Genomic DNA, 14,032 nt, shown 5'->3' with positions numbered 1-14,032 from the left:
CGCCTGTGAGCAGCCCGCTGGAGAGAAACCATGAGCACTAATACGTTGGAGGCCGGCGCGCGCCCGGCCGCTGAAATCGATGCCGAAAAAGCCCTGGTCAGCAAGGTCGCCTGGCGCCTGATGCCGCTGATCATGGTGTGCTACCTGTTCGCGTTTTTTGACCGGATCAACATCAGCTTTGCCAAGTTCCAACTGCAGGCGGACCTGAGCCTGAGCGACACCGCCTATGGCCTGGGGGCCGGGCTGTTCGTGGTGGGGTATGTGATCTTTGAAGTGCCGAGCAACATGATGCTGTACAAGGTCGGCGCCCGGCGCTGGATTGCACGGATCATGATGTCGTGGGGCCTGGCGACGGCGGCCATGGTGTTTGTCACGGCCGAGTGGCAGTTCTATGCGCTGCGCTTTCTGATCGGCGCGATGGAGGCGGGGTTCGCGCCGGGTGTGCTGTATTACCTGACCCTGTGGTTCCCGCAGCATTTCCGAGGACGCATCACCTCGATGCTGTTCCTGGCGTCGGCGTTTGCGGGCCTGGTGGGCGCACCGTTCTCCGGCCTGGTGCTGGAACACCTCGACGGTGTGTTGCAGATGCGCGGCTGGCACTGGTTGTTCCTGCTCGGCGGCTTGCCATGCATCGGCCTGGGGTTTCTGGTGCTGACGCTGCTCAAGGATCGCATCGAAGACGCCCACTGGTTGACGGCGGCGGAGAAGACCCTGCTGTCGAGCCGCATCGCCAAGCATGAGCCGAACCAGCACGGTGGCTCGCTGTTGTCGGCAATCCGTATTCCAGGGTTCCTGATGCTCGGCTTCATCTACTTCCTGATCCAGGTGGCATCCTACGGCCTCAACTTCTGGGCGCCGCAGTTGATCCGCAGCGCGGGCACCCAGAGCCCGGTGATGATCGGCCTGCTCACGGCGATTCCTTATGTGTGTGGCGCCATCAGCATGGTAGTGATCGGGCGGCTGTCGGATGCTACGGGTGAGCGCCGCAAGTTCGTCTGCGGCCTGGTGGTGCTCGGGGCAGTGGGCTTCTTCAGTGCTGGCATTTTTGCCGACCACACCACCTTCCTGATCATTGCCCTGGGCATGCTGGGCGCGGGCATCATCGCCTCGATCCCGACCTTCTGGACGCTGCCGCCCAAGTTGCTGGCCGGTGCCGGTGCAGGCGCGGCGGGCGGTATTGCGGTGATCAACACCCTCGGGCAATTCGGTGGCATTGTCAGCCCGGTGATGGTGGGGCGCATCAAGGACCTCACCGGCAGTACCACACCCGCTCTGTACGTGATTGGCGTGTGTGCGCTGTTGGCGGCAGCATTGCTGCTGTGGGGCCTGCCGCAGAAACTGCGCACCCTCGATAAGGGTTGATCAGCCTGCGGTTGCCAACGCCCGGGCAGGTGTGGCACTGAACTGAATCAACACCACGCCGCCGATCAACAACAACGCCCCCAGTACGCGGGGCGTTGTCAGTTGGCGTTCCACCAGGCCGAACAGACCGAAGTGATCCAGCACCAGCGACGCCAGAATCTGCCCGGCCATGGCCAGTGCGATAAACCCCGAGGCGCCAAGCTTGGGCAACAGCATCAACGCCAGGGAAATAAAACACACGCCAAACGCGCCACCGGCCCACATCCACAGCGGTGCCTTGCTGATAAACGCCAGGCTCGGCAGCGGGAGGCGCAGCGCCAGAATCACCGGCAGCAACACGATGATGCTCACCAGCAACGACGCCAGCGTGGCCCACAGCGGGTGACCAAGCCCGCGCCCGAGGTTGGCGTTTATCGCACTCTGAAACGGCACCACCGCCCCCGCGATGACCGCCAGCGCCAATAAACCCACCCAATGCAACGTTGTCATGTCGAATCTCCCAGAGGTTTTGCTGGACTCTAGGCTATTCGTCGCGCAAATTTAAATTCCAGTTTCTTATGCCGAGCATGCAGCTGATGAATGACCTGCGCCGCATTGACCTCAACCTGCTGGTGATCCTCGACGCCTTGCTCAGCGAGCAACACGTCACCCGTGCGGCTGAGCGCTTGCACCTGAGCCAACCGGCGGTCAGTCACGCGTTGGCACGCTTGCGTGACCTGCTGGGTGACCCGCTGCTGGTACGCCAAGGTGGCAGTCTGGTGCCGACTGCTCGCGCGCTGGAGTTGGCCCCGCCGCTGACAGAAGCGCTCGGCCAGGTACAGGCGTTGCTGGCGCCGAACCGCTTTGACCCGGCGTCGGCCAAGCGCAGGTTTCGGGTGGCGATGTCCGATTACAGTGCGGCGATTTTCCTACCCGACCTGGTGCGAACGCTGCGCCGCGAAGCGCCGGGTATCGATCTGCAAATCATCCAGGCCAGTCGTGAGGGCATGGTGGACGGGGTGCTCAATGGCGACCTCGACTTGGCGGCGGGTGTTTTTCCCGATATGCCTGCCGAACTGCGGACTACGCCGTTGTTTGAAGAGCACTACACGTGCCTTGTGGACCGCGATAGCCTGCCGGCAAGCGGCACACTGGATCTGCCGACCTACCTGTCACGCCCCCATGTATTGCTGGAAATGCGCGGCAGTGGCACTCCGGAAATCGAGCGGGCACTGACAACGATTCGGGAACGTCGGCATGTGGCGATCAGCCTGCCGCACTGGGGTGTAGCGCCGCAACTGATTCAAGGCTCCGACCTGATCCTTACCGTATCGTCCCGTGGCCTGCTGAATATTGATCACCAGCACTTGCTGGCGGTGCCCGCGCCGTTTCATATCCCTTCGTTTGCATTTGAGCTGGCGTGGCATGCACGGCGGGGTGGGGATTCGGGGTTGCAGTGGTTGATTGGGCAGGTGCAGGGTGTATTGTCCGAAGGCCACTGCTGACAGGACAACAACACCCTGCGCTGCGGCTTCACCCACCTCGCCTACCTCTCACTGCCGGGGCTCTTTTGGCAACAAGCCCGCTGGATTTGACGATGACCGTTCGTCGCACTGGCGAGTTTTTTCTAAACCTTTGCCGCCCTGAAAATTCGAATTGAGGGCGGGGTGTGTTCCCCCGCCCTTATTTTTAGCCTGGAGGAACCCATCATGAGCCGCATGGCTATCCGGTTACGCACCGCCAGTTTCGCGATGCTGCTGGGCCTCGGCGCCAGCAATGCCTTCGCCCAGTCGCCTGCTGAATTCATCGAGCAGGCTTCGGCCAAAGGGATGGCCGATATCGAAACCAGTCGCATGGCTCACGCCAAGACCTCGTCCCAGGAGATCAAGGATTACACCATCGAGGTGATCAACGAACGCACCCTGGCCAACCAGCACCTGGCGGCTATCGCGAAGAAGCTTGACCTGCCGGTGGCGCCTCGGGAAAAGATCGTCGACAAAGCCGAAACCTTGATGCCCGAACTCAAGGACGGCGACTCCTTTGATGCGGCCTATACGGCGCAACAGGTCAAGGAAAACGAAGACGCCATTGCCCTGTTCAAGAAGGAAGGTGCAGCGTCGGATGTGCCGGAAATAAAAGCCCTGGTGGATGAGACGCTGCCCAAGTTGGAAGAGCGTCTGCAAAAGGCTCGCGCCTTGGCATCGACTTACGGTAAAGGTCATCAAGGCGACGGTTGAAGCCATGACCTGAAGTAAAAAAAACGGCGGTTGGACCTGTTCCAACCGCCGTTTTTTCATGCCTGGTTCAAATCGGTTTTGATCGGTGCCGCATCGTCGGCAGCATGACCGCAACTGCTGTTCAGACTCACCGTGCCCGCGTTGCCGATGCTGCGGTATTCCTGGCGCAGTTTTTCCAGTTCCTTGCGATCCAGTCCATCCAGGCTGAGTACGGCGTTCTGCGCATCCTTGGACACACGTAGCAGTTCATCGATCTTGATATGCAGGATGTCGTTGTCGCGGTTCTGCGTGTTCTGGATCAGGAACACCATCAGGAACGTGATGATGGTGGTTGAGGTATTGATGATCAGTTGCCACGTGTCGTTGTAGTGGAAATACGGCCCGCTCAGACTCCATGCCAGGATCAACGCCACTGCCGCGTAAAACGTGCGCGGGCTGCCGGCCCAACGGGACAGGGATTGAGAGACTGCGGAGAATTTCATGACCGTTTTTCCTTTGTAAGGGGGTGATGAAATAATGGACCGCACGGTGGCTTTGAAATTTCTTTTTACATTTGATCCGCGTTTTTAGAACACCAGTTCGGCCTGGCCTGTCCCTTCCAGCGTCAGTAAATACTGCTTGGCTTCCAACCCGCCCGCAAAGCCGGTCAACCCGCCCGATGCGCCAATGACCCGATGGCACGGCGCAATGATCGAGATGGGGTTACGCCCATTGGCCGCCCCCACTGCGCGTACGGCTTTGGGGTTGCCGATCTGCTGGGCGATCTGGCTGTAGCTGCGGGTTTCGCCGAAGGGAATGGTCAGCAACGCCTGCCAGACCTGTTTCTGGAAGTCGGTGCCGGCGAAGTCCAGTTCCAGCTCGAAGTGTGTGCGGGTACCCGCGAAGTATTCCTGCAACTGGCATTCGGTTTCCAACAGCACCGGGCTTTCAGGCGCTTCGTACAAGTCGCCCAGACGCACACGGTTGGCGCGCTCGGTAGCCCACAGGATGGCGCCGAGTTTATCGTTGCGCGCCACCAGGGTGAGCTGGCCCACAGGGGAGGGCATGAGCTTGTATTCGTAGGCCATGATCAGGGCTCCTGAAGGTGGGTGTAGGGGGAGTCTAGACCGGCGGCCCTATGGGCAAACTACGTTTCTTGCGGTCAAATTCAGCGCCGCCAGTCGAGCCATTCCGAGAACGCTGGATAAGGGTCGATGACCGGTCTTTTTGGGGCGGCGGTAGTTGGCATGTGTGAGCGCATAGGAATGGCGTCCGGGAGAGGTGTTGCGATCGAGTTACCGCATGTGCAGGGGCTGCGCAATGACGGCGAGGAACGCATCAACCAGCACACTTTTTGTTGCAGTCCGGGTCAACACCAACAACTGGGCACAGGCGTCCACTTCCACCAACGGCCTGTACGTCACGCCCTTATTCATCAGGCTCTGGGTACATTCCGGCACCAACGCCACACCTTGTCCGGCAGCCACCAGCGCAATGATCGACGTGATCTGCCGCCCGGTCGGTCCAAGGCGTAAAGGCTGGCCGTGATGCCGATAAAGCTGTTCGATGGACTGGTTGAGCCCCGATCCATAATCTGCAGGAAACAGAATCAACGGGTAGGCACTGAGCTGTGCCAGGTTGACGCTTGGCTGGCGCGCCAACGGGCTTTCACTGGACACGGCGGCCACCAACCGTTCTTCGCCCAGCGACAGCGCTTGCACCGCTTCGTCTTGCGGCAACAAGCGACTCAAACCGAGATCCAGCCGCCCATCCGCCACTTGCGCGCCCAGGCTGCCGGAGGCGCATTCCACCAGGGTCAACTGCACATCGGGAAAGCGCTGGGCAAACGCCTGGATCGCCTGGCTGAACAAGTCCGACAGGGCAATCGAACTCACATAACCCAACGCCAGCTGCCCTGCGGTGCCCGCCGCCAGTTTGCCCGCGATCACTTGCGCCAATTCCACCTGCTCCAGCACGCCGCGGGCGTAGGGCAGGAACGACCGGCCTTGCGCGGTAAGGCTGACCGTACGGCTGGTGCGATCGAATAGCTTGAAGCCCAACTCGGTCTCCAGCGCCGATATCTGCCGTGTCAGCGGCGGCTGCGCCAGGTGCAGGCGAATGGCGGCGCGGCCGAAGTGCAACTCTTCGGCGACCGTCAGAAAGTAACGCAGCTTGCGTAGGTCGAGCATCCTGGTCCTTGGGTATTGATCGGTCCGAAATCGGTATTGGTTTCAGACCTGCCGGCCATTCTATAAAGACCTCACAAAATAAAACGAGAGGTTTCATGAAACCGCGCCTGCATTGTGCCCGCCTTGCCCTGTTCCTGTGTGGCTGCGCGGCATTTCTCAACCTGTATGCCACCCAGAGCATTCTGCAGACCTTTGCCACGCAGTTTCACATCAGCGCCAAGATGGCGGGGTGGAGCATCACCGTGACGACGCTGGCCGTGGCGATCACCGCGCCGTTTGTCAGCCGGCTGACCGGACGCTTCGAGCAGCGCACGGTGATCAGCGTGGCGGCCTTGCTGCTGGCGGTGCCGGCGCTGATGACAGCCTATGCCGACAGCTTTGCCGAGGTGCTGGTGTGGCGGTTTGTCGAAGGGATGCTGATCCCGGTGGTGTTTGCCACCAGCGTGGCGTATATCGGCGACCGCTGGAGAGGTGGCACGGTGACCGAAGTCACCAGCCTGTACGTGGCGGGCACCGTGTTGGGTGGGTTTGCCGGACGCTTTGTCACGGGGGTGATGACCGAATACGCAGGCTGGCGCGAAGCGTTTGAACTGCTGGCGGTGCTGAGTTTGACGGTGGGCGGGTTTATCCAGTTCCTGTTGCCTGCCAGCCATGGGCGACCGTTGAGGGGGGAAACCGCTTTCTCGGCGGTTTTTCGTAAGCCGTTGTTGGCGGCCTACGCTGTAGGTTTTTGCGTGTTGTTTTCCCAAGTGGCGGCGTTTACCTACGCAGGTTTGTACCTCGGATTACCGCCTTTCGGCCTGGGGCCTGCAGCGTTGGGGACGCTATATACGGTGTTTCTGCTGGCACTGATCGTGATCCCCGTCGCCGGCCGCCTCAGCAAGTCCCGGCCTCACGCTGAACTGCTCAGCGTCGCTGCCGGGCTGGGCATCAGCGGTTCAGCGCTGACGCTGGTGCCCTCGTTGTGGTGCATCGTGGTGGGCCTGGCCCTCAGTTCTACCGGGGTGTTTCTCGCCCAGGCGGCGGCCAACGCCTTCACCGCCGCTACCGCCGGCGACAACAAAGCCGGCGCCGTGGGCATGTACCTCACGTGTTACTACCTGGGCGGCAGTTGTGGTGCGATTGTCCCGGCGTTGATCTGGGAGCGTTGGGGCTGGGCCGGGTGCGTGACGCTGATTATTGCCTTCCAGATACTGACCTTGCTGATCGCCCTGACCGGCTGGAAGCCCGTTAAACCTGAACTGATCCCGACACCATGAATCACGCCGTCGCCATGCCTGTTTCCACACGCCGCCGCACGCTGATCGCCGGCTGCAGCGCCCATGCCGTGCATGATGGTCTGACCGATGTCATCTACGTGCTGCTGCCGATCTGGCAGGCGCAGTTTGCGTTGTCCTACGCTCAGATCGGACTTTTACGCGGTGCCTATTCCGGGATGATGGCGGTGTTCCAGCTCATGGCCAGCCGTGCTGCGAAACGCTGGGGACGTGTGCCGATGCTGGTGGGCGGCACCGCGCTCGCCGGTGCGGCGTACGTGTTGGCAGGCCAAGCGACCGGGCTGACGATGCTGTTAATGGCACTGATGTTAGGTGGCTTGGGCGCCAGCACTCAACACCCGCTGGCTTCTTCGATGATCAGCGATGCCTACGAGGATGGTGGTGGAATCAAGCAGGCACTGTCCCAGTACAATTTTTCCGGCGATATCGGCAAAACCCTGGTTCCCGGGCTGGTCGGTCTGTTGCTCACGGTCATCGGTTGGCGCGCCAGTGCCACGTTCCTGGGATGGCTGGGGTTGGCTGCGGCGGGCCTGTTGTGGTGGTTGATTCCCAGCCAGTCGCGCCCCTCGGCCGCGCCCCAAAAAACCAAGTCGCCCATCGGAACCGGCTCCACCACGGGCCTGCGCGCGCTGATCCTCACCGGCACCCTCGACAGCGCCGTGCGCATGGGGTTTCTCACCTTCCTGCCGTTTCTGCTGGCCGCCAAGGGCGCCGGCACTGCTGGTATTGGCCTGGCCTTGACCCTGCTGTTTATCGGCGGCGCGTTCGGCAAATTATTCTGCGGCTACCTGGGGGCGTGCATCGGCATGATGAGGACCGTATGGCTGACGGAGAGCAGCACGGCCTTGCTGATCGTCGCTGCGGTGTATTTGCCGCTGACTGCGCTGATGGTGATGTTACCGCTGTTGGGGCTGGTGCTCAATGGCACGTCTTCAGTGCTTTACGGGGCTGTGCCGGACCTGGCCGGAGCCGAGAAGCGCGAGCAGGCATTTGCCGTGTTCTACACCGGCACGATTGGTGGCGGAGCGTTGGCGCCCGTGGTGTTTGGTGGCGTGGGGGATGCGTTGGGCGTGCCGGTGGCGGTGATGGTGCTGGCGGGGGTGTTGTTGGTGACGTTGCCGTTGGCGTGGGGGGGGCAGCGAGGGATGGCTGAGCCGGATTGACGCTCGCGATTACACAGTGCGAAATCGATCCATTCGAACCTGGAGGATAGGAACGACCTCAATACCTGCACCGCCTTAAAAGGACGCATCCAGCGTAAACGGAATCCGCAATGCGCCAATGGGGCCTTCCCGAACTCCGCACATTTCATCGTGCACGCACTGTTGCACCAGCACACAGGGAAACGGCGGAACCCGTTGCAACAAGTCGCGCAGGTGCGTGGTGGAGCGGATGCGCAGCGGCTGGTTATCATCGCCCAGCAACGTCATTTCGACATCATCCAGCCTGACACGCGCGATATAGAAGCCACCCTCCAGCGACTGCAACTGCAGCTCGCGAACTTTTCCGTTTACCGCCCATTCAGTCAGTTTCTGCAGATGCATGATTCACCTCCGTTGCAGGTCATTCACTGGCGACGAAAGAACAACGTGACCTGGCCCCATTCGACGCCGAACTTGGTCATGCTGGAGCGATTGATCAGGGTGTCTTCGTCCATCAGGTACATCCAGTCATCAAAGCTCACCTCGTAGACAGAACCGTCTACCGGCAGGTTGAGTCGGTAGCGCCAACGCAGCGCGTTCCCCGCGACCTCGCCGATGGCCTCGCCGACCACATCACCCGCCCGACCGCGCCAACGCCCCGGACCGTCGGGTGTCAGCGTCCACACCCGCCGCTGACGCGTGCCGTCGCTGTACAGGAAGCGTTCGTCGAGAATCAAGGCGTTACCTTCGCGCCGGCTGGCTATATCTACTTCAAAACGCTTGGCCACCTCGCCCGAGCGCTTCTGGAAAATCCCCCAGGCCTTGACGGGCTTGCTGAAGAACCGCGCCAGGTCCAATTGCGGTTGCTGGTCAGCGTAGTGCTCGACGCCTACGTTGGCGCAACTGCTCAAGCTCAACATCAGCAACAATGAAACCAATAGACGTGTCATTGCTTGGCTCCTTGATCGTGCCTCGGCGCGTTGCAGTGATAGTTGTACAAAAATATTAATTTGTACAGGTATGTCCGACAGGCATGACTGCTACCGTAAATCGCAGCCACAAAAAAACCGGTCTCAAAGGACCGGTTTCTTTAGGCATCCCCCGTCAAAAACAACCTGACGTGGAACGCGAATTTGAGTGGAGCGGGTAGAGGGAATCGAACCCTCGTCGGAAGCTTGGGAAGCTACTGTTCTACCATTAAACTATACCCGCTCAGAGCGGCTGACTTTGTACCAGATGTTCGCCGGGATTTGAAGTTTTTCTTCAAAAATGTGTGGGTTACAGGTGTCACACAGGCGGACTGACCCAGTGTAGGAGCGAGCTTGCTCGCGAAAGACTCAAGCGCGCCGCGTTCCTCCAGGAAGCGAGCGTTATCCTTGACGTTCTTCGCGAGCAAGTTCGCTCCTGCAAGGGAGCGTATTTCAGAGTGCGAAGGCATGCTGTGTCTGGCCCTGTTGATAGCGCAACCGGCTGACCTGCCGCTCCGGTTTCAAGAAGCCCACGACTGCGTCCCGACTATCTCGGCACGCCGCCTTGTGCTCCATATCCAGGAAATGCCCCGTCGCCTGAATGGTGCTGAAGCTGCTGTTCGCCACGTGCTGGCCAAACAGCTTGGCGTCCTGGGCGCTGGTGTATTCGTCCCATTCACCATTCAGAAACAACACCGGAATGTCGATCTGCCTGGCCGCCTTGAGGTAGCACAGGCGATCACTGTTCAGCACATGGCTGATGTGAAAGTGCATCTGCCCATATTCATGTTCGGCCAGACTGCTCACGTGCCGGTAGTTGAAACGCTTGAACAATGACGGCAGGTGTTTGCCGATGGTGCTGTTGACCAAATGGCCGACGCGGTCGCGGTCGAGGTTGCCGAGGTAGTCGACGCCGCGTTCCAGGTAGTCGCGCATCGGTGCGTTGATCACCGGCGAGAATGAGCTGATCACCGCCTTTTCCACGCGACGAGGGCGGTGGGCAAGGGCGACCAGGGCAGCGGCACCGCCCCAGGAAAAGGACAGTACGTGTTCGGCGGCGAAGTGGTCGATGAGCTCAAGCAAGATCTGGCCTTCGATTTCCTTGGTCAGCATCTGCTCATGACGGTTGTGGATTTTGGAGCGGCCAGCGTAGGGCTGGTCGTACAAAACCACATTGAATTGCGGGTACAGGCTTTTCACGGTTTGGGCGAAGGATGCCGTGGTGGCCATGGAGCCGTTGACCAGGATGATGGTCTTTTCAGCAGCGTCCGCGCGATAGAACTCCGTGTAAACCCGATACTGACCCTGTATATCCAACACAGCGATTTCTGGCCTCATGTCGTAAGACTCCTGGCAAGCGGGTAGGGCGCGCAGATCACTCTGCACGAGCTTTGTGACAGGTAGGCATACGCCTGGAAAAGGAGGCCCATGTCGATCCAATGACGGCTGGCCGACGGGTGTTGTTAGGGCGGGCTGTTTGCCGGGAAGGCCCGTGGATCAAGCGCGGGCGGGGCAAGGTGTTTCTTGGAGGTTATAGGCGACTCTCCAGTCATATTTGAACTGGTGATCCTGATTCAAGCAGCAGAGCGGGCACCTCGCAAGGCGGTGAAGCGGTTTTTTGCCATCACCGGCTGAACGGTCATCAGACCATTCGGATTTCGTCGTCGGTAAGTGCTCGATACTCACCCGGTGCAAGGGCGGCATCCAGCACCAAGGGCCCCATGCGCTCGCGATGCAGGCCGACGACCTTGTTATCAAAGTGCCCGAACATGCGCTTCACCTGGTGATAGCGCCCTTCGATGATGCTCAGCCGCGCAGTTCTCGGTCCCAGCAACACCAGTGCGGCGGGTTGGGTAGTCAAATCTTCGAAGGCGAAATACAGGCCGCGGGCAAACGTTGCGGCGTAGTCCGACCCGATGTCCTGCTCGGTCTCCACAAGGTAGACCTTGGGCAGTTTGGTCTGCGGCTGCGTCAGGCGACGCGACCATTGGCCGTCGTTGGTGATCAGCATCAGACCGGTGGTGTTGAAGTCCAGGCGACCGGCAATGTGCAATTCATCTTTGTCCGGCTCATCGAGTAAATCCAGCACCGTCGGGTGTTGCGGATCCGCCGTGGCGCTCACGCAACCCTGGGGCTTGTGCAGCATGAAATAGCGTGCCGGTTTGCCCGCCTGCAGCACCTCATCGTCAACGCATACGCGGCTGAATGCGCGCACCTCATGATGGGGATCGCTGACCGCCACGCCATCGACCGACACCCGCTGCTCAACCAGCAGCAGGCGCACTTGCTTGCGATTGAAACGCGGCAGGTTACTGAGGAAACGATCGACCCGCATTACGTCGGCTCAACGCCACGCAATTGTTCATCGACCTGGGCGCAACGCGGGCACAGGCAAGCCTTGTTGCGCAATTCGTCGGGCAAGGCCCGGAGGACTGCCGGGTCGATGGTGACGCTGTAGCACCAGCACGGCTGGTCGACCGTACGTGGGTCAGCCAGGGAGCAGTCGTTGCGGGCGCCGCAGGCGGGGCAAAGGGTTGGCGTGGTCATGGGCAGGTTCAGGCTGGATCGGGCAAGGTTCCGGAGAATCCCGGTATGCCTTGTACGATACAGGGCCGCCCCTGCCCAGGCTACTTAGAGCTGGAACTTGCTGACCAGTACGTTGAACGAAGTGGCCAGGCGCGACAGGTCCTGGCTGGACGCGTTGGTCTGATGGGCACCGGCCGCGGTCTGAGTGGACAAGTCCTGGATGTTCAGCAAGTTGCGGTCCACTTCGCGGGCCACCTGGGCCTGCTCCTCCGAGGCCGAGGCGATCACCAGGTTACGCTCATTGATCTTCGCCACACTGGCGGTGATTCGTTGCAGCGCTTCGCCGGCGTTCTGCGCCAGGGTCTGGGTGTTGTTGGCCCACGTCAGGCTCTTGTTCATTGCCGCGACTGCATCGTCGGCGCCGGTCTGCACATCACCAATCATCTTTTCGATATCGACCGTGGATATCTGGGTGCGGTGGGCCAGCGCCCGCACTTCATCGGCGACCACCGCGAAACCACGTCCTTGCTCACCCGCGCGGGCGGCTTCAATGGCCGCGTTGAGGGCCAGCAGGTTGGTCTGGTCGGCGATGCCGCGGATCACATCGATGACCTTGCCGATTTCTCGCACTTGGCCGGCGAGGTCTGCAACCGATTGTGTGGAGTCGTTGATCTCGACCACCATCGAACTCATGCCGGACACTGCCTGCTCCACTTGCTGGCGGCCATCTTCGGCCTCGGTGGTGGCCTGGCGCGAGGCTTCGGAGGTGGAGACGGCGTTGCTGGCCACTTCGTCCACGGCGGCGGTCATCTGGTTGACGGCGGTGGCTGCTTGTTGGATTTCATCGTTCTGGCGGGTCAGGCCGCGGCTGCTTTCATCAGTGACCGCACTCAGTTCCTCAGCCGCCGATGCAAGTTGGTCGGACGCGTTGGCGATTTCCACGAGGGTGCTTTTCAGGCCGCCTTGCATGTCCGACAGCGCCATCAGCAGTTGCCCGGCTTCGTCGGTGCGCTCGGTGATGATGGCCTGGGTCAGGTCGCCCTGGGCAATGCGTTGTGCGCTCTGCACGGCTTGAGCGATGGGACGGGTGATCAGGCGGGTGATCAACACACCGATGATGATCGCAATGAGGAAGGCCAGCACAATGCCGCTGATCATCCACGTCAACGCGCTGTTGCGCAGCTCATCGGCGGCGACCGCGCCTTCCTTGATCTGGCGGTTATTGGACTCGATCATCACGCGGATCAGCTCACGCGCCTGGCGGAACAGTTCATTGTTGCTGGTGTTGAGCTGGGCACGGGCCTGGTCGACTTGGCCGCCATCGAGCAGTGCCATGATGCGTTCGGAACTGCTGATGTAGGTGGGCCAGATCTGGTCGAGTTTGTCGCCCGCCGCCCGTTCGTCATCTTCCAGCGGGGTTGCGCGGTAGGTGGCGTAGGACGCCTGACTGCGCTTGAGTTCCTGGGCTATATCCTGGCGCACGCGGTCGCGATCCTGCGGGGAGACGTCACCCTTGCTGGCATCCATCAAGCGGTACAGGCCGCGGTTGTGGGCCACCAGGCCGTTGAGGGTGGCGGCCGTGTTGCTCACCGAAACCAGGTTGTTGGAAAACGTCAGTTCCAATGCCGTGGAGAGGCGAACCACCCCTTTGATTCCCAGCAGGCCTACCGCTAGGGTGACCAGCGCACACAGTAGAAACGAGAGCAGCAGTTTGGTTGAAATCTTCATGGGTCAGGTCCGAACAGGGTAGCGAAGGGCGCACGCTAGAGCCTCCCTGGCTTTGTGCGATGTCATAGTGACATCATCGCAATTGAGAAAGTTGCGAGCCAGACAAATTTACTGAACCGATAAAGCTGGCGCAGATGTATCAAGCTGTTGCGAAAACGCACCAGATTCCGTTTTTGATGTCAGATGTCTCGTCATTCAGTGAAAGCTGAATGCCGCCCTCCCGCGTCGCTGGAGGCGCTCTTCCGCGGTCCAGGAGGCCGCCATGTATCGACGACTGCTGCTCAGCGCTTTACTCGGTCTGACCCTTTCCGCTTGTGTGCCTTATTACGATGGAGGCCAGAGCTACTATCGGTCCGAGGTCTACACATCACCGGCGCCGGTGTATTACTACGGTGGTGGTACGGCGTACCCGTATCGGCGTGACTACTACCCTGCACCGCGCTATTACGCGCCACAACCGCGCTACTACTCAGCGCCGCGTTATTACCAGCCGGCCCCGCGTTATTACGGACCGCGCGCCGGTTACCGGCCTTACCCGAACCAAGGCTGGGGCGGCGGTAACCGTTGGGGGAATGGCGGGCACGGCCGCGGTTCCGACCATGGAGGTGGTCGCGGCGGTCACCGTTGACACGTCTGCCTTGCAAG

Annotated in this window: 16 protein-coding genes and 1 tRNA gene; 6 read left to right on the top strand and 11 right to left on the bottom strand. The window is 60.7% G+C overall.

What is annotated here, in order from left to right; all coding sequences use genetic code 11:
* The first annotated feature begins 30 nt into the window (after positions 1-30).
* Positions 31-1,362, top strand: a complete 1,332-nt coding sequence (locus tag AB4O08_RS05535) for an MFS transporter (RefSeq protein WP_010212262.1) — start codon at positions 31-33, stop codon at positions 1,360-1,362.
* Here the strand turns inward: AB4O08_RS05535 and AB4O08_RS05530 are convergent, their stop codons facing one another.
* Positions 1,363-1,851 carry a DMT family transporter gene (locus AB4O08_RS05530; protein WP_038842331.1) on the bottom strand — a complete coding sequence of 163 codons (489 nt, stop codon included), beginning with the start codon at positions 1,849-1,851 and terminating at the stop codon, positions 1,363-1,365.
* Between the two features lie 77 nt (positions 1,852-1,928).
* Here AB4O08_RS05530 and AB4O08_RS05525 point away from each other — a divergent pair, with 77 nt between their 5' ends.
* The gene (locus AB4O08_RS05525) at positions 1,929-2,846 is read left to right on the top strand and encodes a LysR substrate-binding domain-containing protein (protein WP_460114748.1); all 918 of its coding nucleotides are present in this window, start codon (positions 1,929-1,931) and stop codon (positions 2,844-2,846) included.
* 204 nt (positions 2,847-3,050) lie between these two features.
* Positions 3,051-3,578, top strand: a complete 528-nt coding sequence (locus AB4O08_RS05520; RefSeq protein WP_005785958.1) for a DUF4142 domain-containing protein — start codon at positions 3,051-3,053, stop codon at positions 3,576-3,578.
* Between the two features lie 56 nt (positions 3,579-3,634).
* Here the strand turns inward: AB4O08_RS05520 and AB4O08_RS05515 are convergent, their stop codons facing one another.
* The 3 genes from AB4O08_RS05515 to AB4O08_RS05505 all read right to left on the bottom strand — a co-directional run bounded on the left by AB4O08_RS05515 (position 3,635) and on the right by AB4O08_RS05505 (position 5,746).
* On the bottom strand, positions 3,635-4,060 hold the full coding sequence (locus tag AB4O08_RS05515) for a low affinity iron permease family protein (protein WP_010212258.1): 426 nt from the start codon (positions 4,058-4,060) through the stop codon (positions 3,635-3,637).
* A gap of 84 nt (positions 4,061-4,144) precedes the next feature.
* The gene (locus AB4O08_RS05510) at positions 4,145-4,645 is read right to left on the bottom strand and encodes a methylated-DNA--[protein]-cysteine S-methyltransferase (protein ID WP_010212257.1); all 501 of its coding nucleotides are present in this window, start codon (positions 4,643-4,645) and stop codon (positions 4,145-4,147) included.
* 207 nt (positions 4,646-4,852) lie between these two features.
* On the bottom strand, positions 4,853-5,746 hold the full coding sequence (locus AB4O08_RS05505; RefSeq protein WP_010212255.1) for a LysR family transcriptional regulator: 894 nt from the start codon (positions 5,744-5,746) through the stop codon (positions 4,853-4,855).
* Positions 5,747-5,841: 95 nt separating this feature from the next.
* Between AB4O08_RS05505 and AB4O08_RS05500 the strand changes: the two genes are divergently transcribed.
* Positions 5,842-7,005: an MFS transporter gene (locus AB4O08_RS05500; protein ID WP_042570703.1), complete on the top strand. Its 1,164-nt coding sequence runs from the start codon at positions 5,842-5,844 to the stop codon at positions 7,003-7,005.
* Positions 7,002-8,186, top strand: a complete 1,185-nt coding sequence (locus tag AB4O08_RS05495) for an MFS transporter (protein WP_460114747.1) — start codon at positions 7,002-7,004, stop codon at positions 8,184-8,186. The genes AB4O08_RS05500 and AB4O08_RS05495 overlap by 4 nt, the downstream gene beginning before the upstream one ends.
* 75 nt (positions 8,187-8,261) lie before the next feature.
* Here the strand turns inward: AB4O08_RS05495 and AB4O08_RS05490 are convergent, their stop codons facing one another.
* From AB4O08_RS05490 to AB4O08_RS05460, 7 genes are all read right to left on the bottom strand, one after another.
* Positions 8,262-8,567, bottom strand: coding sequence for a DUF6482 family protein (locus tag AB4O08_RS05490; RefSeq protein ID WP_021491044.1), 306 nt, complete (start codon positions 8,565-8,567; stop codon positions 8,262-8,264).
* A gap of 23 nt (positions 8,568-8,590) precedes the next feature.
* Positions 8,591-9,115, bottom strand: coding sequence for a DUF3833 domain-containing protein (locus AB4O08_RS05485; protein WP_198832130.1), 525 nt, complete (start codon positions 9,113-9,115; stop codon positions 8,591-8,593).
* A gap of 188 nt (positions 9,116-9,303) precedes the next feature.
* Positions 9,304-9,377, bottom strand: a tRNA-Gly gene (locus tag AB4O08_RS05480).
* Positions 9,378-9,586: 209 nt separating this feature from the next.
* Positions 9,587-10,471 (bottom strand): alpha/beta fold hydrolase, encoded by an 885-nt coding sequence (locus tag AB4O08_RS05475; protein ID WP_021491042.1) that lies wholly within the window; start codon positions 10,469-10,471, stop codon positions 9,587-9,589.
* A 304-nt stretch (positions 10,472-10,775) separates the two neighbouring features.
* Entirely contained in the window at positions 10,776-11,468 is a 693-nt protein-coding gene (locus AB4O08_RS05470; protein ID WP_460114746.1) for a pseudouridine synthase, read from the bottom strand.
* Positions 11,468-11,680 (bottom strand): cysteine-rich CWC family protein, encoded by a 213-nt coding sequence (locus AB4O08_RS05465; protein ID WP_045791214.1) that lies wholly within the window; start codon positions 11,678-11,680, stop codon positions 11,468-11,470. The genes AB4O08_RS05470 and AB4O08_RS05465 overlap by 1 nt, the downstream gene beginning before the upstream one ends.
* 84 nt (positions 11,681-11,764) lie before the next feature.
* Complete coding sequence (locus tag AB4O08_RS05460) at positions 11,765-13,387, bottom strand: methyl-accepting chemotaxis protein (protein WP_010212243.1); 1,623 nt, start codon at positions 13,385-13,387, stop codon at positions 11,765-11,767.
* 262 nt (positions 13,388-13,649) lie between these two features.
* On the opposite strand from AB4O08_RS05460, the gene AB4O08_RS05455 reads away from it, so the two are divergent.
* Positions 13,650-14,015: a hypothetical protein gene (locus AB4O08_RS05455; RefSeq protein ID WP_010212242.1), complete on the top strand. Its 366-nt coding sequence runs from the start codon at positions 13,650-13,652 to the stop codon at positions 14,013-14,015.
* Positions 14,016-14,032 lie beyond the last annotated feature (17 nt).

It is taken from the genome of Pseudomonas sp. H3_E07 (assembly GCF_054668895.1).
Note: the sequence above shows the minus strand (reverse complement) of the source record. Positions and strands in the feature narration are given on the sequence as shown.

Coding starts and splice junctions, on each gene's coding strand:
- AB4O08_RS05515 (WP_010212258.1), bottom strand. CDS start 4,060: ATGAAATTCTCCGCAGTCTCTCAATCCCTGTCCCGTTGGGCCGGCAGC.
- AB4O08_RS05505 (WP_010212255.1), bottom strand. CDS start 5,746: ATGCTCGACCTACGCAAGCTGCGTTACTTTCTGACGGTCGCCGAAGAG.
- AB4O08_RS05510 (WP_010212257.1), bottom strand. CDS start 4,645: ATGGCCTACGAATACAAGCTCATGCCCTCCCCTGTGGGCCAGCTCACC.
- AB4O08_RS05520 (WP_005785958.1), top strand. CDS start 3,051: ATGAGCCGCATGGCTATCCGGTTACGCACCGCCAGTTTCGCGATGCTG.
- AB4O08_RS05475 (WP_021491042.1), bottom strand. CDS start 10,471: ATGAGGCCAGAAATCGCTGTGTTGGATATACAGGGTCAGTATCGGGTT.
- AB4O08_RS05455 (WP_010212242.1), top strand. CDS start 13,650: ATGTATCGACGACTGCTGCTCAGCGCTTTACTCGGTCTGACCCTTTCC.
- AB4O08_RS05495 (WP_460114747.1), top strand. CDS start 7,002: ATGAATCACGCCGTCGCCATGCCTGTTTCCACACGCCGCCGCACGCTG.
- AB4O08_RS05470 (WP_460114746.1), bottom strand. CDS start 11,468: ATGCGGGTCGATCGTTTCCTCAGTAACCTGCCGCGTTTCAATCGCAAG.
- AB4O08_RS05460 (WP_010212243.1), bottom strand. CDS start 13,387: ATGAAGATTTCAACCAAACTGCTGCTCTCGTTTCTACTGTGTGCGCTG.
- AB4O08_RS05485 (WP_198832130.1), bottom strand. CDS start 9,115: ATGACACGTCTATTGGTTTCATTGTTGCTGATGTTGAGCTTGAGCAGT.
- AB4O08_RS05500 (WP_042570703.1), top strand. CDS start 5,842: ATGAAACCGCGCCTGCATTGTGCCCGCCTTGCCCTGTTCCTGTGTGGC.
- AB4O08_RS05465 (WP_045791214.1), bottom strand. CDS start 11,680: ATGACCACGCCAACCCTTTGCCCCGCCTGCGGCGCCCGCAACGACTGC.
- AB4O08_RS05535 (WP_010212262.1), top strand. CDS start 31: ATGAGCACTAATACGTTGGAGGCCGGCGCGCGCCCGGCCGCTGAAATC.
- AB4O08_RS05530 (WP_038842331.1), bottom strand. CDS start 1,851: ATGACAACGTTGCATTGGGTGGGTTTATTGGCGCTGGCGGTCATCGCG.
- AB4O08_RS05525 (WP_460114748.1), top strand. CDS start 1,929: ATGCAGCTGATGAATGACCTGCGCCGCATTGACCTCAACCTGCTGGTG.
- AB4O08_RS05490 (WP_021491044.1), bottom strand. CDS start 8,567: ATGCATCTGCAGAAACTGACTGAATGGGCGGTAAACGGAAAAGTTCGC.